The sequence below is a fragment of the Thioclava sp. JE_KL1 genome (assembly GCF_009296265.1).
Lineage (GTDB): Bacteria > Pseudomonadota > Alphaproteobacteria > Rhodobacterales > Rhodobacteraceae > Thioclava.
Map to the genome: position 1 here is coordinate 441,372 of NZ_WBJS01000002.1, position 21,098 is coordinate 462,469.

The window sequence follows — 21,098 nt, forward strand, 5'->3', positions numbered from 1 at the left end:
TATAGGCGCCAAGTGATAAATGAAAAGCAAAAAAGGAACCGCTTGAGCCGGGGGCGCGTAGCCTTTGGGCGCAATAGACGGAGGCAAGGGTGGCGGGTCAGGCAATCGTGATCGGAGATACGGGCGGGATCGGTTCGGCGATCTGGGCCGAGCTGGAAGCGCGCGGCTTCACGGTGACGGGGTTGTCGCGGTCGCGCGATGGATTCGATGTGACGGATGAGGGTTCGGTCGAGGCGGGTCTGCGCGGGATCGCCGGGCCGGTCGACCTGATCTTTGTGGCTTCCGGCGCGCTTGGCACGCCGGAAAAGGCGCTGTCGCAGCTGACGCCCGAGGAAATGCAGACCCAGTTCGCCGTGAATGCGATGGGCCCGGCGCTGGTGCTGAAACATGCCGCCCGCCTGTTGCCCCGCGACGGGCACGCGCGGTTTGCGGCGCTCTCGGCGCGGGTCGGCTCGATTGGCGATAACGGCTTGGGCGGCTGGTATAGCTATCGGACCTCGAAAGCGGCGCTGAACCAGCTGCTGCACGGCGCGGCGATCGAGCTGGGGCGCTCTCACAAGCAGCTCGTGGTCGCGGCGCTGCATCCCGGCACGGTCGACACCCCCTTTACCGTCGATTACCCGCGCGACAAGCTCGCCCCTGAAGACGCCGCGCGCCGGTTGCTGGATGTGCTGGACGGGCTGACCCCCGCGCAATCGGGCGGTTTCTACGATTACGCAGGCAAGGAGATCCCATGGTAACCCGAAACGCCATCGTCACCGGCGCCGCACGCGGGATCGGTCGCGCGATCACCGAGGCGCTGCTGGATCGCGGCTGGCAGGTCGCGGCGCTCGATCTGGATATCGACCCGCTGGAGGCGCGCGAAGGATTGCAGGCGATCCGTTGCGATCTGGGGAGCGAAGACGATATTCGTACGGCCGTCGCGGAGGCCGGGTTCGAGACGCTCGATCTCTTGGTGAACAATGGCGGGCCGGCCAATCCCGAATGCGGGCGGCTGGAGGAGCTGACGCTGGAGGCATGGCATAGGTGGATCGACCCGCATCTGACGGGCACGTTCCTGATGACCCGCGAGGCTTTGCCCGCCTTGCGCAAGGGTCGCGGCGCGGTGGTCAACATGGCGTCGACCCGCGCGCTGCAATCCGAGCCCGACACTTTCGCCTATGCAGCAGCGAAGGGCGGCGTCACCTCGCTGACCCATGCTATGGCGGTGAGTCTCGGGCCGGAGCTGCGCGTCAACGCGATCGCGCCCGGCTGGATCAATTCGAGCGGCGAAGCCCTGAGCGGAGGATCACGCGCAGCATCCGGTGGGCCGGGTGGGCGAGCCGGAGGATATTGCCGAGGCCGTGCTCTACCTCGCGGATGCGGGTTTCGTGACGGGGCAGGTGCTGGTCGTCGACGGCGGCATGACTCGGAAGATGATCTATGACTAAGCTGATCGCGGTGCTGGGCGACCAGCTGAGCCATGATGGCGCGGCTTTGCGCTGCGGCGACAAGGGCACGGATGTGGTGGTCATGGCCGAGGTGCGCGAGGAAGCGACCTATACCGGCCATCACAAGCAGAAGCTGGCCCTGACCTTCGCCGCCATGCGTCGCTTCGCCGACGAGTTGGAGCGCGACGGCTGGCATGTTCGCTATACGAAGCTGACCGACGACGACAACGCAGGCTCGCTGGTGGGCGAATTCGCGCGCCGCGCCGAGGAAGAGGGGGCCGAGGAGGTGGTGACGCTCGCCCCCGGCGAATGGCGTTTGCGTCAGGCCTTCGAGAGCGCGCCGATCAAGATCCGGCAACTTCCCGACGACCGCTTCATCTGCTCCGAGAAACGCTTCGCGGAGTGGGCCGAGGGGCGCAAGGAATTGCGGATGGAGTGGTTCTACCGCGAGATGCGCCGCGAGACGGGGCTCTTGATGGAGGGCGACGATCCGGCGGGCGGCGAATGGAATTTCGACAAGGAAAACCGCAAGCCCGCCCAGCCTGACCTGTTCCGCGAGCCCGCGCCGACCTTCCGCAAGGATGCGCTGGTGCAGGAGGTGCTCGAGATGGTCGAGGCGGAATTCCCGAACAATTTCGGATCGCTCGACGAATTCAACTGGCCGGTCAGCCGCGCGCAGGCCGAACGCGCGCTGGAGCATTTCATCGCCCATAACCTGCGCGATTTCGGGACCTATCAGGATGCGATGCTGGCCGAGGACCGGCTGCTGCACCACTCGATCCTGTCGTCGAGCATCAATCTCGGGCTGCTCTCTCCGCTGGAAGTCTGCAAGGCCGCGGAAGAGGCCTACAAGGCTGGCGATGCGCCGATCAATTCGGTGGAAGGGTTCATCCGGCAGATCCTCGGTTGGCGCGAATATATGCGCGGGATCTATTTCCGCGAGGGGCCAGAGTATACCTCGCGCAATGCGCTGCACCACAAGCGCGATCTGCCGTGGTTCTACTGGTCGGGCGAGACCGAGATGGCCTGCATGAAGGCCGCGATCGGGCAGACCCGTGATCTGGCTTATGCCCATCACATCCAGCGTCTGATGGTCACGGGCAATTTCGCGCTGCTGGCCGGGATCGATCCGCGCCAAGTGCAGGACTGGTATCTCGCGGTCTATATCGACGCCTATGAATGGGTTGAGGCGCCGAACACGGCGGGGATGAGCCAGTTCGCGGATGGCGGGGTGGTGGCCTCGAAGCCCTACATTTCCTCGGGTGCCTATATCGACAAGATGTCGGATTACTGCGGCGGTTGCGCCTATGACGTAAAGGCGAAGGACGGGGAGAAGGCGTGTCCGTTCAACAGCCTCTACTGGCATTTCCTCGACCGGCATCGGGACCGCTTTGAGGGCAATCCGCGCATGGGGCTGGTCTATCGTAACTGGGACAAGCAGAAGAAAGAGACCCGCGAGGCCAAGCTGAAGACCGCGGAGGCGCTGCTCGCAAAGCTCGACAAGGGCGAGGCGCTGTAGCGCGCCTGCCCAGCAAAGCGGATCAGTTCGCGGAAGGCTCCGCCGTGGCGGGTTCGTTCGCCGGGGCCGGCGGGGTCTCGGCGCTGGCATCGGGCGTGGGCTGCGTCGCGGGGGCGCTGGTGTCCTGCAGCTTGTCGTTCGACCATTCGCCGCTCGCCACCGTGCCGGAGGCATAGGTCATCGTGCCTTGCCCCTCGCGTTTGCCATTCGAGAAGCTGCCCACATAGGTGTCGCCATTGGCATAGGTCGCGCGGCCTTGCCCGTCGATTGCGCCGTTGCGCCACTCGCCCTCATAGGTGAAACCATCGGGCATGGTCAGCTTGCCGGTCCCGTCGCGCTGGCCATTCTTGAAGGCGCCCTCATAGGTCGTGCCATCGGCATAGCGCGCGGTGCCTTGGCCCTCGCGCTGCCCGTTCACCCAGTCGCCCTCGTAGCTGTAGCCGTCCGGGTAGGTCATCTTGCCCTTCCCGTCATTGCGCGCGTTCTTGAACTCGCCCTCATAGACGAGCCCGTTCGCGTAGCGCGCGGTGCCGGTGCCCTGAATGACGCCATGCGCCCAGCCGCCCTCGTAGCTGGAGCCGTCGGGATAGGTGATCTTGCCCTGACCGTCGGGCAGGTCGTTCTTGAAACTGCCCTCATAGACCGAGCCGTCGGGATATTGCACCTTGCCCTGACCTTCGATCCGGCCCTCTTTCCATTGGCCGGTATAGACATAGCCGTCTTTGCCGCGGAACGTGCCGGTGCCGTGGCGCTTGTCGAGCAGGAATTCCCCTTCGTAAGTATCGCCATTGGCATAGGTGACCTTGCCCGCGCCGTGGCGCTTGCCGTTGACCATCTGACCTTCGTAGACGTCGCCATTGGGTTGGGTCAGTTTGCCGCGGCCGTTCATCTGGCCGGCCTTCCAGTCGCCGACATAGGTCAGCCCGTCCGCCATGGTGAGCGTCCCGGTGCCGTCGCGCTGGCCATGCGCCATCTGGCCCTCATAGGTGGAGCCGTCGGGATAGGTGATCTTGCCGTTGCCCTGCTTGACGCCGCCCAGCCAGTCGCCCTCGTAGCGATAGCCGTTCGCGCTCTCCAAGGTGCCCTTGCCGTCATGCATCGCGTTGCGGAACTGGCCCTCATAGACCGAGCCGTTGGCGTAATGCGCGGTGCCGGTGCCGGTGATCTGACCGTTGAGCCAGTCGCCCTCATAGGTGCCGCCATCGGCGAAGGTGATCTTGCCCTTGCCGTTGGGTTTGCCGTGGTCGAACTCTCCCTCGTAGATCGAGCCATTGGGGAAGCGCGCGCGGCCCTTGCCCTTGATCTCGCCCATCACCCATTGGCCTTCGTATTCGTAGCCCGAGGGCAGCTTGTAGCTGCCATAGCCGTCCTGTTTGCCATCGGTGAAGGTGCCCTCGTAGAGGCCGCCGTCATCGTATTGCTTGGTGATGACCTCTTGCGCCGGCGCGATTTGCGCGGTCCAGCCGATCAGAACTGCCAATGTCGCGATGCGAAGCTGCGCGCCTGCCATGCGTGCCCCCTGATGGTGCTGCCTGTGCTCCGGTCTCGCGAGCGCGTGGATTCGCGCTCTGCCGTGCTTGGGGAAAGGTTAATTGCGTGGGGGTAGCCTGACAAGCGGGCAGGGGGCGGTGTCGGGGCGGTCATGTCGGAGAGGGGCGGCAAATGCAGGGCAGCCATCCCCTTTTCACCCCAGCGTTTTCTGCTAAATGAGAGGGCGATAACAGCCCCGAGGACGCTTATGGCCGATCGTTTCCGCCTCACCATGGCCCAGCTCAACCCCACCGTGGGCGCGCTGGAGGCCAATGCCGAGAAGGCCTTTGCTGCCTGGGAAGAGGGCAAGCGCGCGGGCGCCGACATGGTCGTGCTGCCCGAGATGTTCCTGACCGGCTACCAGACGCAGGACCTGATCGCGAAGCCCGCTTTCGTGCGCGACGCGGTCGCCGCGATGGAGGCGCTGGGTGCGCGGATCACCGACGGCCCGGCGCTGGGCATCGGCGGGCCCTACTGGACCGAGCAGGGGCAGTATAACGCCTATTGGGTCTGGAAGGACGGCGCGCTGGTCGCGCGGATGCTCAAGCACGATCTGCCGCATCACGGGATTTTCGACGAGTATCGCATCTACGATACCGGTCAGATCTCGGGGCCCTATGCGGTCAACGGGGTGCGGGTCGGCACTCCGATCTGCGAAGATGCGTGGCACCCGGATGTGGCCGAGACGCTGGCCGAGACCGGGGCCGAGATCCTGATCGTGCCGAACGGTTCGCCCTATCACCGGGGCAAGCTCGACGTGCGGATGACCCATATGGTCGCGCGCGTGGTCGAGACGGGGCTGCCGCTGGCTTATCTCAATTCGGTCGGTGGGCAGGACGATCAGGTCTTCGACGGGGCGAGCTTCGTGCTGAACCGTCACGGCCAACTGGCCGCGCAATTCGCGCCTTTCGACGAGATCATCGACCATGTCGATTTCGAGCGCGACGGCGAAGGCTGGGCCTGCATCGCGGGCCGTGATGATCCGCAGCCCTCGGAATGGGAGCAGGATTACCGCGCGATGGTCGAAAGCCTTGGCGATTACCTGCGCAAGTCGGGCTTCTCCAAGGTCGTGCTCGGCCTGTCGGGCGGGATCGACTCCGCGCTGGTCGCGACGATCGCGGCGGATGCGCTGGGGCCGGAGGCGGTGCATTGCGTGATGCTGCCCTCGGAATACACTTCGCAGGGCTCGCTCGATCACGCGGCCGATCTGGCAAAGCGGCAGGGGATGCGGCTCGATACGGTGCGGATCGACGGTGCGCGCGATGCGGTCTCGGATGCGCTCGCCCATCTGATGGAGGGCACCGAGCCCGACGTGACCGAGGAAAACATCCAGTCGCGCCTGCGCGGTGTGATGCTGATGGCTCTGTCGAACAAGTTCGGCGAGATGCTTCTAACCACCGGCAACAAGTCCGAGATGGCCGTGGGCTATGCCACGATCTATGGCGACATGGCGGGCGGTTACAATCCGATCAAGGATCTCTACAAGACCCGCGTTTTCGAGACGTGCCGCTGGCGCAACGCCAATTACCGCGACTGGATGAAGGGTCCGGAAGGCGAGGTGATCCCGCGCGAGATCATCGACAAGCCGCCCTCGGCAGAGCTACGGCCCGACCAGAAGGACGAGGACAGCCTGCCACCCTATCCGGTGCTCGACGGTATTCTCGAGGGGCTGGTGGAGCGCGATGCTTCGGTCGCCGATCTCGTGGCCGAGGGCTACGAGCGCGAGACGATCAAGAAGGTCGAGCATCTGCTCTATATCTCGGAATGGAAGCGCCACCAGTCCGCGCCGGGCACGCGCCTGTCGAGCAAGGCGTTCTGGCTGGATCGCCGTTATCCGATCGTCAATCGCTGGCGCGATCACGGCTGAGAGCGGCGTTCGCGCTGCCGCTCAGTCTGCGTCGCTCCACGTCAGGCGGGCGACGCGCGGCCGGGTGACGATGAAATTGTCGAACGAAATCGCATCGCGGAAGCCGACGAAATGCTTGGTCGGATCTTTCCCGATTGACGTCAGATAGGCTTTATAGGCTTCCGACAGCTTGAAGGGGAGATCATAGGCGTAGGACGTCTCCACGATCAGCGCCTGGTCGCCCGCCGCGAGGACCGGAATGCGGTCCGCCTCGAGATCGAGCGCCTCCTGCGTGTACTTTTGCGCCAGGCCGGTCGCAAAGGAATCGTCCAGCTTCACCTTTTTTGCGTCGCTGCCTTCGGTGGGATCGTTGCAGGCGTGGTTCAAATCCTGCGGATCGTCCCAGCAACTCACCAAGGTCACACGCATCCAGCTGCGCGAAGGGTCGCCGTTGCCGGTCGCAAAATCGTAGACCTGCTTGATGCCTGCGACGAATTTCGGGCCGATTGGATCCCGTTCGCGCGAGATCAGGTCCGAGACCGTTACATTGGCCCGTGTCGCGGCACCGCGAATTTTGAATACGTCATACATTTCGATCGACAGGATCAGCCACCCCGACAGCATGATGAAGGCCATCAGCCCTTCGATCGGGATGGATCCGGTCTCGTCGTCGCGGAAGCGGCGGAACACATTGCGCATCTTTGCCATGACCATCGCTCAGGTCCCTCCTGCAGCAGAGGCGACCGCCGGTTCGATCACGATCGCGGTCGTTGCCACCAAGGCGTAATCGCCATCCGCGCCCACCGGCGATGCTTCGAGGAAGGCTTGTGCAATGAAATCTTCCAGCAGCATCGGCTTTTCGCGCAGGCAGACCCGCACGAGGATCAGTTGATCCGGGGCGGCGGATTCCAGCGTGCCGGAGGGCGGAGGCTTGGTCACGTCCGAGAAATCCTCGCAGCGCACCGGGTGATTGGCGATCGAGGAGGTCCAGTTCGTCTTGTCGACCTGGAACATCTCAACCGAAACCCGGTTCATGCAGGTGTTCCCGAAGAAGCCCGCCTGTTTGCAGATTTCGTGGCGCAGCGTTTTCTCGTCGATGCTGGAGTAATTCCCGATACGGATAATCCGGCTCGTGGCTTCGGTCGCGCGGGTCAGCAGGGTCTGCTTGATGAAGATCACGCCCAGCTCGATGCCGGCGAACATGAAGAAGATCAGGAACACGATCCAGAGCAGGGCGGGGATCGTCACCGCCCCGTCCTCCGCCCTCAGGAAGGCTCGTTTATGTGTCAGCCTCAGTGCCATGCTCTGCGCTCTCCGGTCAGTTCGTCAGGCGCAGGGTAGAGATCTGCGTCGCGATCGAGGAAAATGCATCCGCGAGATTGGCGGAGTCGACGTCGTACTGATAGCTCGGACCCGAACTGCAATCGGCGAGCGCGGTCTTGCCCCTTTGAGGTGCGTCCACGGCCACGGTGAAAACGATGATATCCTTGCTTTTCCCGGCCTTGCACACGCTCGAGAGGTTGTCGTCCTTGAGCGAGAAGATGTCCTTCGTCGGATCGCTGCCATAATACATCGAGGAGATCGCCATCTCGTCATAGATCGACGCCACGGATTCCTCCGGGTCTAGGCGCTGGCGCGGCGGCAGAAGGAAGGTCTGGATCACATATTGCAGCGTCCATCCCTTGCTCCAGACGGTGCGCCAGTCGATCGCATGCAGGTCACGCGGCTCGAATTGGTACTCGTAGTGCGAATCCTTGTAGCAACGCTCGCGGCCCCGCCAATCCGTGTAGCACTTGGTTTCATAGACTTTCGTCGCGACGGTCTCGCCGATCTCTTCGGGGGCATACCAGTTGCGATCGGCGAAGGAGTAATAGGGCTTCTCGCCCTGATCAGCGCGGTCTTGCGAGAACCAGTACATTTTCGACATCGTCGTGCTGTCGTCATTGAACGCCGTCGAACTGTCGATCGAGAACAAACCGGAATCGCCTGTCCGGTACTGCATCCGCATCGAGAAGGTGCGCGTGTTCTGACCGTCGGTCATCAGGATCATCACTTTCATCGAGCGTTCATCGATGCTCTGACCGGTTGCCGGATAGGGCAGGGGGCGGTCATCCACATCGGCGGAGATCGTTCCGTTCTCGACCAGAGCAGCGGCGACCGGTTTGGCCGAAGGGTCGAGCAGCGCGAAGCCCCAGCGGGCGCCGATGTCGATCGCGGTATCGCCACCTGCACGCAGCGCCGCGATCTTGTTCACGACGTCGTTCTGGTTGTCCTCGAAGGCCATCACGTCGGAATAGCTGTGCTCGTAGCAGTTCTCGGAGGATTCCGAGAGTGTTTTGTACACACCGTAGCCTTGACCGACGAGATCATAGCTCCAGCCATACATGGTGCGCTGTAGGCCAGTGGTGGGCAGGCTTACGCTGTTGAACCCCTGAAGCTGCACGTCGGCGCAGGTGTTGTAGCTGTGATCGGTCGAAAGGTTGTAGGCCGCGGCCAGATCCGGCCCGAGCGAGACCTGCTGGTTGTAGGGCACGATCGAGATCGAAAGGCGACCGGCCGGCGCGCCCGGAGGCTGAACGTTGTCGAACATCTTGTTGGTGAAATTCGTCGCGGCATCGCGCAGCGAGGCGATCTTCGTCTCGCCATAGTAGGAGCCGGAATCCGTCTGGCCCATGGAGCCGGAGACGTCGAGCACCATCGAGATTTCGACATTGCCGATCGATTCCTCGGCTTTGGCTGCGGTGTTGGAGCGGAAGGAATCGACGCCGAAGCCGATCAGGTCACCGAAGATCGTGGGCATGTCATCCTGCGCGGTCATCGATACGCGGCGGTATTCCTTCTGCGCGCCCTCTTCGACCACGGGCTCGATATTGAGATAGTCGAGTCCACTGGTGGAGAGGTAGTCTTTCGCCACGGTCGCGGGATCGAGCGTTTGATCCAGATTGGCCGCGGCGAGCGCGGCTCGGTCGAGCGAACTTTGGATAAGCGTACGGCGTTCGTCTTGGCGGACGAAATCAATCGCAATGCCGCCAATGACCATCAGCACGATCAAAACCTGCAGGCTGAAGATGAAAACCGCTCCATCCTCGTCCTGCGCGAACCGCCCCATTCGGGCGCGCGCGGCTTCGATACGGCGTGCCAAGCCGTTTTGTTCGGTTTTGTCCCTCATCCCCGACCTCCTTCTCCTTGTCCCATGGCCTCGCCGCCAGCGGAGAAAACTCGTAAAAAATCACCGGATGAAACTGCATAATTCCTGAGGCGAAATTAAGGCAAAAGAGTGTCTAACTTCATGGAATTGTTGTGCTTTAAATGTGGAATGCCGCAGTGGGTGTGAGATAGTTTCCCAATCGGCTACCAATCTGAGGGGCTTCTGACGCTGGGCGCCGTCTTGGAGACTGAGTCGTTTAAACTAGGTTAACTCGCCTCGAGGGGCGGATTTCTCACCCGCGGCTGACGCGAAGTTCTCGGCGCGCGCGAGGCCGAAAGCTGTGGGTAGCTCAGCGGGTCCTCTCGACTCTGCCGCACATGGAGACAATATAGAGAGCATGAGCCTGCCACCCGGATTTCTCGACGAATTGCGCAGCCGTTCCTCGATCGCTCAGGTCGTGGGGCGCAAGGTCATTTGGGACATGCGCAAGTCGAACCAGGCCAAGGGCGACATGTGGGCGCCGTGCCCCTTCCATCAGGAAAAATCGGCCTCGTTCCATGTCGATGACCGCAAGGGCTATTACTATTGCTTCGGCTGCCACGCGAAGGGCGACGCGCTGAGCTTCGTGCGCGAGACCGAGAATGTCAGCTTCATGGAGGCGGTGGAAATCCTCGCCCGTGAGGCCGGAATGCAGATGCCCGCGCGCGATCCGATGGCGCAGGAGAAGGCCGATCTGCGCACCGAGCTGGCCAATGTGATGGAAGAGGCGGTGAAGTATTTCCGCCTCCATCTGAACACGCAGGCCGGGAGCGCCGCGCGCGACTATCTGGCCGGGCGCAGCCTGAACAAACCCGCCGTGGACCGCTTCGAGATCGGCTTTGCCCCGCCCGGCTGGCAGGGGCTGCGCGATGCGCTCAAGGCGAAGGGGATTTCCGACGAGCTGATCAAGGGCGCGGGGCTTGCGAAGGACAGCCAGAAGGGGCGCGAACCCTTCGACGTCTTCCGCAACCGTATCATTTTCCCGATCCGCGATCCGCGCGGGCGCTGCATCGCCTTCGGCGGGCGGGCGATGGATCCGAACGATCCGGCGAAATATCTCAACTCGCCCGAGACCGCGCTCTTCGACAAGGGGCGCTCGCTCTATAACCATGGCCCCGCGCGCGAAGCCTGCGGCAAGGGTGCGCCGCTTGTGGTCTGCGAAGGCTATATGGATGTGATTGCCATGGTCGAAGGCGGCTTCGGCGGGGCGGTCGCACCTCTGGGCACCGCGATCACCGAAGATCAGCTGCGCCTGATGTGGCGCATCCATGACGAGCCGATCATCGCGCTCGATGGCGATACGGCGGGTCTGCGCGCGGCGCTGCGGGTGATCGATCTCGCGCTGCCGCTGCTGGAGGCGGGGAAGGGCGTGCGTTTCGCGATCATGCCGCCGGGGCTCGACCCGGATGACGTGATCCGCAAGCAGGGCCGCGATGCGATGGAGACGATCCTCGCCGAGGCAAAGCCGATGGTCTCGCTGCTGTGGCAACGCGAGACCGAGGGGAAAGTCTTCGACAGTCCCGAGCGCCGGGCGGCCTTGGACAAGAGCCTGCGCGCCGCGATTGCGCGCATTCAGGATCCCTCGATTCGCGGCCATTACGGGGACGAGATCAAACGCCTGCGCTGGGAGCTGTTCGGCACCGGTCCGCAGGCTGGCCCACAGGGCGGCGCGCAAGGATCCCGCGGGGGCTTCACGCCGGGCGGTTTCGGCCCCGGCGGCAAGCGCGGCAAGGGCCGCTTCGGTGCGCCGCCGCCGGCCTTGCCCGAGACGCGCTCCTCGCTTCTGGCGACCGCGCCGAGCGACGTGGCCGAGCATCTGCGCGAAGCGATGATCCTCGGCATCTGCGTCACCCACCCGGCGCTGATCGCCGAATTCGAGGCGGAACTGGAGGCCGTGCCGCTGCGCGATGCAACGCATGATCAGCTGCGCCACCGGATGCTCGCCCATGTCGCCGCGCCCGCCCCGGAAATCGCGAAAAACCTTTACGCAGAAATGGCGACCGACCTTGAAAAACTGTTGAACCTGCCCCATTTGCGCTCTGCGCCTCCGGTTCGCAACGCTGAGAACCTCGATTTGGCGCGGATGTGCCTGACCGAGGAACTGGCTAAGCTGGACGCCGCTCGCGCCGTGCGCGAAGAGGTCGCCGATGCGATGGAGGATCTGGCGGGGCTTGCCGACGAAGGCGTGACATGGCGTCTGGCGCAAGCAGCATCGCTTCGCCATCGCGCAGAGAGATCGAAACTGGAGGACTCCTCCGATATGGGCGAAGACCAAGCGGCGCTGTCCGCGACGCTTCAGGCCATGATCGACGGAGAAATCTGGCGTAAGAAACATTGAGCCGGATGGCTGCGGGCCAACGGATTACGGAAAAGCGAATTGTTGCGGACACATTCAGAATCAACTTTCTGTCCACAGCCCTCGCGCCCCTGTGATTCGCCGCCGCGATTCGATACACAGACGAGATATGATTCGCTTTCGTCATAGCTTGAGCCCAACCAAGCCCTGACCGAGGAGCCCACATGGCCGCCAAAGACATCGACGACAATAAATCCGACACCCCGAGCGACGACGCGACGTCCTTCGATATGAGTCAGGCCGCCGTGAAGCGGATGATCGCCGAGGCGAAGGAACGCGGGTTCATTACCTATGACCAGCTCAACAAGGTGATGCCGCAAGATCAGGTCTCCGGGGACCAGATCGAAGATGTCATGTCGATGCTCTCCGAAATGGGCATCAACGTCATTGAAGCCGAAGAGGCCGATGAGGAAGAAAGCAACAGCCAGGGCGGCGAAGTCGCGACGACGGCTTCGGGGTCGCGCGAAGTCGCGGTCTCGACCACCAGCTCGGAAACGCTCGATCGTACCGATGACCCGGTGCGGATGTATCTGCGCGAGATGGGCTCGGTCGAGCTGCTGTCGCGCGAGGGTGAAATCGCGATCGCCAAGCGCATCGAGGCTGGCCGCAACACGATGATTGCGGGGCTCTGCGAGAGCCCGCTGACCTTCCAGGCCATCACGATCTGGCGCGACGAACTTCTCAACGAAGAGATTCTGCTGCGCGACGTGATCGACCTCGAGACCACCTTCGGCAACTCGCTCGAAGGGGTCGAAGGCGAAGAAGAAGAGATCGCACCGCCCACCGTCGGAGCCGAGGCGACGACAGAGGGCAGCAAGAAATCCGAGGATAGCGGCAATTCGGAGCCCGAGCTCGACGCGGACGGCAACCCGATCCAATCCGACGATGACGACGAGGACGAAGGCGCGAACCTTTCGCTCGCCGCGATGGAAGCCGCGCTGAAGCCGCGTGTCCTCGAGACGCTCGAACTGATCGCGCGCGACTATGCTCAGCTTGCCGAAATGCAGGACCTGCGGATGTCGGCGACGCTGAACGAGGATGGCTCCTTCTCGGTCACCGAGGAAGCCGCCTATCAGAAGCTGCGTTCCGAGATCGTCGAACTGGTGAACTCGCTTCACCTGCACAACAACCGGATCGAAGCGCTGATCGACCAGCTCTACGGCATCAACCGCAAGATCATGTCGATCGACAGCGGCATGGTGAAGCTCGCCGATCAGGCACGCATCAACCGTCGTGAGTTCATCGAAGAGTATCGCGGCTACGAACTGGACCCCAGCTGGTCCGAGCGGATGCAGGCGAAGTCGGGCCGCGCTTGGCAGTCCCTGTTCGAGCGTTCCGCCGACAAGGTGGAAGAGCTGCGCGGGGAGATGGCTCAGGTCGGACAGTATGTCGGCGTCGATATTTCCGAATTCCGCCGCATCGTGCAGCAGGTCCAGAAGGGCGAAAAAGAAGCCCGTCAGGCCAAGAAAGAGATGGTCGAGGCGAACCTGCGTCTCGTGATCTCGATCGCGAAGAAATACACCAACCGCGGCCTGCAATTCCTCGATCTCATTCAGGAAGGCAATATAGGCCTCATGAAGGCCGTGGATAAGTTTGAGTATCGCCGCGGCTACAAGTTCTCGACCTATGCGACGTGGTGGATCCGTCAGGCGATCACCCGCTCGATCGCGGATCAGGCGCGCACCATCCGTATCCCGGTCCACATGATCGAGACGATCAACAAGCTGGTCCGCACCGGTCGCCAGATGCTCCACGAGATCGGCCGCGAGCCGACGCCGGAAGAACTGGCCGACAAGCTGCAGATGCCGCTCGAGAAGGTCCGCAAGGTGATGAAGATCGCCAAGGAGCCGATCTCGCTCGAGACGCCGATCGGCGACGAGGAAGACAGCCAGCTTGGCGATTTCATCGAGGACAAGAACGCCGTTCTGCCGCTCGACTCCGCCATTCAGGAGAACCTGAAGGAGACGACGACGCGGGTTCTGGCCTCGCTCACCCCGCGCGAGGAGCGGGTTCTGCGGATGCGCTTCGGCATCGGCATGAACACCGACCACACGCTCGAAGAGGTGGGCCAGCAGTTCTCGGTCACCCGCGAGCGTATCCGTCAGATCGAGGCGAAGGCGCTGCGCAAGCTCAAGCACCCGAGCCGGTCGCGCAAGATGCGTTCGTTCCTCGACCAGTAATAGCATTCGATCAGGACGCCCCCGGTTTCGGGGGCGTTTTCATGTCATCCGGGGGAGGGGAGCATGAAAGTCTTCACTACGTTCGTGGCTGTAGCCCTTCTGGCCGCTGGGTCCGCCAGCGCCGCCGAGCGCGCGCAATTCTACATTCCCGACAAGCCCGCCAAGCTGGTCTATCTCTTCACCTGCGAAGGAGAGAGCCAGGAGGCGATCGCCGAGAATTGGGAGAAGGCCAAGGCCGTCTTCGCCAGCGATCATCAGGAAGAGGCTGCGCGTCTGGAGGCGAAAACCACGGCGCAGCGCGAGTCCGGCCATGCCCCGAGCCAAGAGGCGATCGATGCGCATAACGTCGAATTCAACGCGCATAAAGCCGCGGTCGAAGCCGATCTTGCTCCGCTGGGCTGCAAGATGAACGGTCTCGTTCACGTGCCGTGACGGAGGGCGGTCCGCTTGCATTGCTGCGTCAAGGCGGTGGTTCCTAAGCCGCATATTTCGCACATTTCTTGAGCATTTCGGGGGGTGGAACGGCTTTTTCGTCCCTCAAGTTGCTGGAAAGTTTGAAATTTCCCTGATCGTGTTATCGTCACCTTACGGGCAATTGGTGTGTTCGTTGGGGGGAGTTAAATGCGGCTGCGCAATTACGCGCCAGCCCTGCTGAAGCCGTTCAATGACGAGTTAACGCGAAAGTTTCTGTTCGCTTTGCTTTTCGTGGATGCAGTGCTGCTGGCTATTTTCATCACTTACAACGTTTTGGGGCTCAATCATGGCGACGGGCTGATCGCCGAACAGTTCTGGCGGTTCGATATCGGTCTCGACCTCAGTTTTTCCGAGAATTTCGGGTTCTTCAAATGGACCGCGATCATGGTGTTCATGCTCGCGTCGTTCCTGAAAAAGCCGAACGCCACGAGCGTGTTCATATTCGCCGTCTTCGCCATTCTGCTTGCCGATGACAGCAAGCAGTTGCATGAGCATGCGGGCCGTTTTTTGAGAGAAGGGGTGTTCGGGCAAGTCATCGCCGATCCCCATGCCGCGCAGACGATCGGAGAGCTCGTCTATCTTGCGGGGCAGGGCGTCATCGTGGTCGCGCTTCTGTGGCTCGCTTATCGCTTCGGATCGCCGGAGCAGCGCCTCTATGTGCTTCGCTTTTCCGCTTCGATCTTCGGTCTCATCATCTGTGGAGTGGGGTTCGACGCCATCCATAGCGTGTTCGACGGCGCTCCGCTCTCATGGCTTCTCGGCTTGATCGAAGATGGCGGTGAGATCATCTTCGCCTCCATCGCCTGCGGCTACGGTTTCAGTTACCTGCTCGCGCAGTTCCAGAGTGCCGAGGTTTCCCACGCGTAGTGGCGGCCTAATTCGTGTGGCGCGCGTGGGCAAAAGGCGTTGCCTGTCGTCTTGCGGCGGTCCAAATTGAAGCGACCCAATAACCGGAGATACCATGTTCAAGTTTGCGCCTGCCTTGCTCGCCCCTCTCGTTCTCGCTGCCTGTCAGGTCGGCACGATGCAATCGGGCACGCCGCGCATGGATCAAGCAGGCACCTGTTTCCTCTATGTGCAGGAAGAGGCAGGCGGCACCTATTCGGTGGTCTCGGGCGTGGGCGACGGCACGCCGCAACCCAAGGCCATGGTCAAGCGCGGGCTAAGCGGCGCGCAGGCCGATGCGGTGTGGGCGAAAGAGCGCAAGATCATGGACATCAACCCCGAATGCCTCGCGATCGTCGCGACGGATCGCTCCGAGGCGCGTCCCGCGCCGAAAAGCTGATGCATCGCCGCTTCGAGATCGCAACATCGGGCCCCGGTCTTTACGAATTCACGCGTGACGTGGCGGCTTGGGTCGCGGGCGCCGATGCGGAGGAGGCGTTGCTCACGCTGTTCATCCGTCACACCTCGGCCAGTCTCGCGATCCAGGAAAATGCCGACCCGGAAGTGCGCTCCGATCTGAAGGAATTCTTCCATCGGCTCGTGCCGCCCACGACCGATCCCAGCATGTCCTACCTGACCCATACCTATGAGGGGCCGGACGACATGCCGGCCCATATCAAATCGGCGCTTTTGCCGGTCAGCTTGCAGATTCCTGTCATTTCGGGGCGTATGGTGCTCGGAACGTGGCAAGGAATTTACCTTTTCGAACATCGCAGCCGCGCGCATCGCCGCGAGGTCGTGGCGCTTCTGCGCTGAGTCTCATTCGCCACAGGCAGCCGCCACATCTGGGGTCGAAAGATTTTTCCTACCCAAACCATCGACGCTAGGCTAAGGTCTTGTGGATAAGAGGGGCATGCAGACCCTATCGTGAGGCGGGACAACGAACGGGGGAAAGCGAATGCGCTGCCCATTTTGCGGAAATGTCGATACTCAGGTGAAAGATAGCCGTCCGGCGGAAGATCACGTTGCGATCCGGCGACGTCGGTTCTGCCCGGCCTGCGGCGGTCGTTTCACCACTTACGAACGCGTCCAGCTGCGCGACCTCGTGGTGATCAAGACCTCCGGAAAGCGTGAGGATTTCGATCGCGACAAGCTTGAACGCTCGATCCGGATCGCGATGCAGAAACGCCCGGTCGAACCCGAGCGGATCGATCAGATGATCTCCGGTATCGTGCGACGCCTGGAGAGCATGGGCGAGACCGACATCTCCTCGAAGGTGATCGGTGAGATCGTGATGGAGACGCTCGCACGGATCGACACGGTCGGCTACGTCCGGTTCGCCAGCGTTTACAAGAACTTCCAGGAAGCGGACGACTTCGACAAGTTCGTCTCCGAATTGCGTCCGCCGGGGGCGGGCGACCCCGAGTGACCGAAGAAGACCGGCGGTTCATGTCGATGGCCCTGACGCTCGCGCGCCGGGGCCTTGGCAACGTCTGGCCGAACCCGGCGGTCGGCTGCGTGATCGTGAATGAGGGCCGCGTCGTCGGGCGCGGCTGGACCCAGCCGGGCGGGCGACCCCATGCGGAGGTGCGTGCGCTCGCGCAGGCGGGGGAGGCGGCGCGTGGCGCTACGGCCTATGTCACGCTTGAACCCTGCGCCCATTACGGCAAGACGCCGCCCTGCGCGATGGCACTGCGCGAGGCCGGGGTGGCGCGGGTCGTCTCGGCGATGGAAGACCCCGATCCGCGGGTCTCGGGCGGCGGTCATGCGATGCTGCGCGACGCGGGGTTCGACGTGGAAACCGGGCTCATGGAGGCGGAGGCGCGCGATCTGCAGGCCGGGTTCCTGAGCCGCGTGACCCGCGCGCGGCCGTGGCTCGCGCTGAAGCTTGCGAGCAGTTTTGACGGGCGCATCGCGACCTCCACGGGTGAAAGCCAATGGATCACCGGGCCGCAGTCGCGCACGCTCGTCCATGCGATGCGCGCCGAGTTCGACGCGGTGATGGTGGGCGGCGGTACCGCGCGGGCCGACGATCCGCTGCTGACCGTGCGCAGCTTCACGCCACTGCGCCAACCTCTGCGGATCGTGGCCTCGGCGATGCTGGATTTGCCGCGCAATCGGCTTGCCGGGTCGCTGGACGTCGCGCCGCTCTGGCTGATCCATGGGGCCGAGGCTCCCGATGAGGCGAAAGACTTCTGGCGCGAAGCGGGCGCGGAACTGATCGAGGTGGCCGAGACGAGCGGCGGCGGTCTCGATCCGCTGGCGCTGATGGAGGCTCTGGCCGGGTTCGGCCTGACCCGCGTGTTCTGCGAAGGCGGCGGCAAGTTCGCGGCCTCTCTGATCAATGCGGGGCTGGTGGACGAGCTGATCGGCTTCACGGCGGGCATGATGCTGGGCGCGGATGGTCGCGCCGGGGTCGGCGATATGGGGCTGAGTGCGCTGGCCTCTGCGCCGCGCTACACGCTGGTCGAAAGCCGCCCCATCGGCGACGACCTGCTTCACCGCTGGCGGCGCCAGAGCCACGCGTAGGACGCGAACACGCCTTGCAGCTTCGCACCGATCCGGTTGAGCGGCCCCCGGGGCAGGGTGCGGCCTTCGCTCAGACGATCCAGCGCCACCTCGACCGGGCAGGGCAACCCGCTGACCGGGTCGAGATAGCGCGGATAGGCGATGAGCGCGGCATGGGTGAGCTGCAGCAGATCCGGGCGCGCCGTTCTGCGCGCCGGAACAGGCTCGAGATCGCGGGTGAGGCCCCAGCCGGCATAGAAGGGTGTGCCGAGGGTGGTGACGGCTTTGCCGCGCAAGAGCGCCTCGAAGCCGAGGCCGGAGGTCATCGTCCAGACCTCGTCCACCGCGTCGATCAGCGCAGCGGTGTTGGCCTCGGGCAGGATCAGATCCGCATATGTCTTCGCCACCTCATCGGGCACGACGCCGGGGCGCAGACCAGCGACGACATCGGGGTGAGGTTTGAAAAGGATAACTGAATCGGGGTTCTCGGCCCGGGTTTTCTCCAGAAGCATCGCATTTGTGCAAGTCTCCCCCGCGCCGAGCCGGATCGAGGCATCGTCTTCGACCTGTCCGGGCACGAGGATCTTATGGCCTTTAGGCAGTTCGGGAAGCGCGCCGCCGAGATTGTATTTCGTCAGGCCCTCAATCGTGATCCGTTGGATGAGCTTGCGCACCCGCACCTCGCCCTCCGGCGGTACTGGCTGCGCGATCAATGCCTCCAGATCGCTCGGACGGGTCGGGTCGTAGAAGATGCCTGTGCGATCCGCGATCAACGAGAGCGGCGGGACGAGTTCGGCACCGAGGCCACGGGAGCGCAGAAACCCGTCTTCGACGCGGATCGGGTCGCGGTCGTCGTCTGGGGCCGCGCGCGTGGCCCAGTAAAGAAAGGGCCGAGCAGGGTCGGGTGTTTCGCTGAACCGCAGCGACCCGTGCCGCCCGAAGAATTTCCGCAGATGCGGGCGCTTCCACAGGGACATGCCGCCCGCGACATAGCCCTGCCGATCTTCGCGGTAGGCGCGGGTTTCGGCTTCGAGCTGATCCGCCGCCTCCTCGAAGCTGCACAGGCGCTTGCGGCAAGGATCGAACCAGATCGGCGCAAGGATATGCGACACCGCGAAAATCTGCGCGCGGGTCAGGCTGCGCGATCTGCGGGGTACGGGGTTTTCGTCCTGCGTGAGCCCCCAGCCCCCATAGAACGGCTGGCCGAAAACACGCGGCTTGTGGCCTGCGAGGATCGCCTCGTAGCCCATGAGCGACGACACCGTATAGACCGCGATTGCGCCTTCGAGCAGCTTCCACGGCGAGACCGGCGCGTCGTAAATCTCGGCATTCGCGTCGCAGTCTTCCGGCCCGTAATGGCCGCCACGTAGCCCGGCGCGGGTTTCGGGATGGGTCTTGATCAGGATGCGCGCGCCGGGATTTTCGATCCGCGCATAGGCCAGCATTTCGCGGAACGTGGCGGCGCTCGCCCCGCCGTGGGTGAGCGAGGCATCGTCTCGCGTCTGGTCGATCACCAGAACATAGCCCGGATCGGGGACGGGCAGGTCCGGGTCGAAATCGTTATACTTCGAAAGCTCCGAGGCTTTCAGCCGAGCGATCCCGTCGCGGGCCCGCTGCAAGACGGCGCTATCGTCGAGCGGCTCGGTCGCGAGGAGATGTTCGAGCCGCGAGGGCTGGGCGCTGTCGAAATGCACGCCCATTGGATCGAGGATCAGGCCCAAAGGCGGCGCGCCGGTCCGGCCCGGATGGATCGAGCGCAGAAACGCATCCTCCACCCGGATCAGCGGCACGTCGCGCTTGGCGGCCACCGCCTCACCGCGCGCCGCATAGGGCGAGCGGCCCCAGACCATCACGCCATCGTCGGGGCCGGGCAAGCCGAGGCGCGGGGCATGGCCTGCGGCCCGCAAAATCTCGCGCAGGCGCGTCTGGCGCAACACGCCGCCATTGTAGAAAAAAAGCCGCCGGGGAATCGCCCCGGCGGCCTTGTGGTCATTGTCACGGGGCATCAGTTCCCGGCGAGCGTATTGAGCGTGTTCACCGTGCCCAGCGGCTGGGTCAGCGCCGAGAGCGTCTTCTGCCACTGCACGAAGGGCGCCTCGGTGACATAGACCGTGTCGCCGTCGCGGATCGCGAAATCGCGCGCCATGAACATGCCGTTGGGCTGGGTCAGGTCGAGCACGTAGATCATGCGCTGATCGCCGACCAGATCGGTGCGACCAAGCACCTTCATCGCGATATCGGCCGGCTCGTTGCGCAGCACGAAGACGCCGGTCGGATCGGCGAGGTTCGACTGCAAGCCGCCCACCGTTGCGATGGCCTCCAGTGCCGAAAGCGTCTGGGTCTCGAAGGGCACGCGGGCCTGCTTGCCGGTCGCGCCGAGCGAGGTGAAGGCGCGCTGGTCCTTCTCGACGAGGATCACGTCGCCATTGCGCAGCGCGATGTCCATCTTGGGGTTCTCGTAGAGATCCTTGAGCCAGATCGAGCCCGACATGCCGCCGCGCGTCACGGTGATCTTGGCGACCTCGGGGGGGATCGATACGCCGCCCGCCTTGGCGATCATCGCCGAAAGCGTCCGGGTGGGCCGCTCGATCGGGTAGACGCCTTGGCCGTTGATCGCGCCCATCACCGAAACCGTCGCACCATCGCCTGCCACGCGGGTCACGAGAACCTGCGGGTCCGGGGTTTGCGCGTCGAGCTTGGTGGTGATGATGCGGCGCAGCCCGTCGGGCGTGTTGCCGGCGGCTTTGATGCGGCCCGCATAGGGAACGAAGATGAAGCCCGCGCCATCGACCTGCACCTCTTGCAGCTGGGTCGCGTTGGCGCCTTTGCTGGCGAGCAGCCCGTCATCGACGTTCTCCCAGATCGTCAGCGAAAGCGTGTCGCCCGGACGGATCGTGTCGGAGCCGATCTGACCGGCATTGATGAAAGCGGAGGTGAAACCGAGCGCCGGTTGCACGGCGGTCGCGCGGGTGACGAAGTCGTTCACCTTGACGACGAACGCATCGCCCTGGCGCATCACGGAGCCCGCGAAGAGTTCGCGCTTGTTGGGGCCGGAGCGCGGAAGACCACAAGATGCGGTCAAAAGCGTGGCGGAAAGGCCCGTCAAAACGGCCCTACGGGAAGGGGTCATGGTCACTGCTCGAGCTCCTCGTTCGGGATGCTGCTTATCGTTTTGCGACCAAG

General features: G+C 63.5%; 18 protein-coding genes and 1 pseudogene. 13 read left to right on the forward strand and 6 right to left on the reverse strand.

All coding sequences use genetic code 11. The features are described from left to right. Positions 1–89 precede the first annotated feature (89 nt). The 4 genes and pseudogenes from F8R15_RS04895 (at position 90) to F8R15_RS04905 (ending at position 2,949) form a co-directional block, all read left to right on the forward strand. A complete protein-coding gene (locus F8R15_RS04895; protein WP_368731001.1) occupies positions 90–740 on the forward strand; it encodes an SDR family NAD(P)-dependent oxidoreductase in 651 nt (216 codons plus the stop codon). Next, positions 734–1,207, forward strand: a pseudogene (locus tag F8R15_RS04900) (SDR family NAD(P)-dependent oxidoreductase); the annotation flags it as partial. The gene F8R15_RS04895 and the pseudogene F8R15_RS04900, both read left to right, overlap by 7 nt. A gap of 136 nt (positions 1,208–1,343) precedes the next feature. Continuing rightward, entirely contained in the window at positions 1,344–1,430 is an 87-nt protein-coding gene (locus F8R15_RS21745) for a hypothetical protein (protein ID WP_368731005.1), read from the forward strand. Further along, positions 1,423–2,949, forward strand: a complete 1,527-nt coding sequence (locus F8R15_RS04905; RefSeq protein WP_152843775.1) for a cryptochrome/photolyase family protein — start codon at positions 1,423–1,425, stop codon at positions 2,947–2,949. Before F8R15_RS21745 ends, F8R15_RS04905 begins: the two co-directional genes overlap by 8 nt. 22 nt (positions 2,950–2,971) lie before the next feature. Here F8R15_RS04905 and F8R15_RS04910 read toward each other — a convergent pair whose 3' ends face one another. Next, positions 2,972–4,459: an MORN repeat-containing protein gene (locus F8R15_RS04910; RefSeq protein WP_152843776.1), complete on the reverse strand. Its 1,488-nt coding sequence runs from the start codon at positions 4,457–4,459 to the stop codon at positions 2,972–2,974. Between the two features lie 228 nt (positions 4,460–4,687). Here F8R15_RS04910 and F8R15_RS04915 point away from each other — a divergent pair, with 228 nt between their 5' ends. Then, a complete protein-coding gene (locus tag F8R15_RS04915) occupies positions 4,688–6,346 on the forward strand; it encodes an NAD+ synthase (protein WP_152843777.1) in 1,659 nt (552 codons plus the stop codon). 21 nt (positions 6,347–6,367) lie between these two features. On the opposite strand, the gene F8R15_RS04920 is transcribed toward F8R15_RS04915, so the two are convergent. Genes F8R15_RS04920 through F8R15_RS04930 form a run of 3 tightly spaced genes read right to left on the reverse strand, consistent with a single transcriptional unit; the run spans position 6,368 to position 9,494 of the window. Then, positions 6,368–7,039 carry a TadE/TadG family type IV pilus assembly protein gene (locus F8R15_RS04920; protein ID WP_152843778.1) on the reverse strand — a complete coding sequence of 224 codons (672 nt, stop codon included), beginning with the start codon at positions 7,037–7,039 and terminating at the stop codon, positions 6,368–6,370. 3 nt (positions 7,040–7,042) lie between these two features. Continuing rightward, entirely contained in the window at positions 7,043–7,627 is a 585-nt protein-coding gene (locus F8R15_RS04925; protein WP_152843779.1) for a TadE/TadG family type IV pilus assembly protein, read from the reverse strand. Positions 7,628–7,643: 16 nt separating this feature from the next. Further along, a complete protein-coding gene (locus F8R15_RS04930; protein ID WP_152843780.1) occupies positions 7,644–9,494 on the reverse strand; it encodes a TadE/TadG family type IV pilus assembly protein in 1,851 nt (616 codons plus the stop codon). Positions 9,495–9,870: 376 nt separating this feature from the next. Here F8R15_RS04930 and dnaG point away from each other — a divergent pair, with 376 nt between their 5' ends. The 8 genes from dnaG (at position 9,871) to ribD (ending at position 17,936) form a co-directional block, all read left to right on the forward strand. After that, the gene (gene dnaG, locus F8R15_RS04935) at positions 9,871–11,850 is read left to right on the forward strand and encodes a DNA primase (protein WP_152843781.1); all 1,980 of its coding nucleotides are present in this window, start codon (positions 9,871–9,873) and stop codon (positions 11,848–11,850) included. A gap of 182 nt (positions 11,851–12,032) precedes the next feature. Then, positions 12,033–14,048, forward strand: a complete 2,016-nt coding sequence (gene rpoD, locus F8R15_RS04940) for an RNA polymerase sigma factor RpoD (protein ID WP_152843782.1) — start codon at positions 12,033–12,035, stop codon at positions 14,046–14,048. Between the two features lie 63 nt (positions 14,049–14,111). After that, on the forward strand, positions 14,112–14,480 hold the full coding sequence (locus F8R15_RS04945; RefSeq protein ID WP_152843783.1) for a hypothetical protein: 369 nt from the start codon (positions 14,112–14,114) through the stop codon (positions 14,478–14,480). A 189-nt stretch (positions 14,481–14,669) separates the two neighbouring features. Further along, positions 14,670–15,389, forward strand: coding sequence for a hypothetical protein (locus tag F8R15_RS04950; protein WP_152843784.1), 720 nt, complete (start codon positions 14,670–14,672; stop codon positions 15,387–15,389). A 94-nt stretch (positions 15,390–15,483) separates the two neighbouring features. Then, positions 15,484–15,807, forward strand: a complete 324-nt coding sequence (locus F8R15_RS04955) for a hypothetical protein (protein ID WP_078570046.1) — start codon at positions 15,484–15,486, stop codon at positions 15,805–15,807. Continuing rightward, on the forward strand, positions 15,807–16,223 hold the full coding sequence (locus F8R15_RS04960) for a secondary thiamine-phosphate synthase enzyme YjbQ (RefSeq protein ID WP_152843785.1): 417 nt from the start codon (positions 15,807–15,809) through the stop codon (positions 16,221–16,223). Before F8R15_RS04955 ends, F8R15_RS04960 begins: the two co-directional genes overlap by 1 nt. A 142-nt stretch (positions 16,224–16,365) precedes the next feature. Then, positions 16,366–16,836, forward strand: coding sequence for a transcriptional regulator NrdR (gene nrdR, locus F8R15_RS04965; RefSeq protein WP_075774214.1), 471 nt, complete (start codon positions 16,366–16,368; stop codon positions 16,834–16,836). After that, positions 16,833–17,936: a bifunctional diaminohydroxyphosphoribosylaminopyrimidine deaminase/5-amino-6-(5-phosphoribosylamino)uracil reductase RibD gene (gene ribD, locus F8R15_RS04970; protein ID WP_368731002.1), complete on the forward strand. Its 1,104-nt coding sequence runs from the start codon at positions 16,833–16,835 to the stop codon at positions 17,934–17,936. The genes nrdR and ribD overlap by 4 nt, the downstream gene beginning before the upstream one ends. On the opposite strand, the gene F8R15_RS04975 is transcribed toward ribD, so the two are convergent. Next, positions 17,906–19,921, reverse strand: coding sequence for a capsular polysaccharide biosynthesis protein (locus F8R15_RS04975; RefSeq protein WP_152843786.1), 2,016 nt, complete (start codon positions 19,919–19,921; stop codon positions 17,906–17,908). The genes ribD and F8R15_RS04975 overlap by 31 nt on opposite strands. Beyond that, entirely contained in the window at positions 19,921–21,045 is a 1,125-nt protein-coding gene (locus F8R15_RS04980; protein ID WP_098411750.1) for a polysaccharide biosynthesis/export family protein, read from the reverse strand. Before F8R15_RS04980 ends, F8R15_RS04975 begins: the two co-directional genes overlap by 1 nt. Positions 21,046–21,098: the final 53 nt, after the last annotated feature.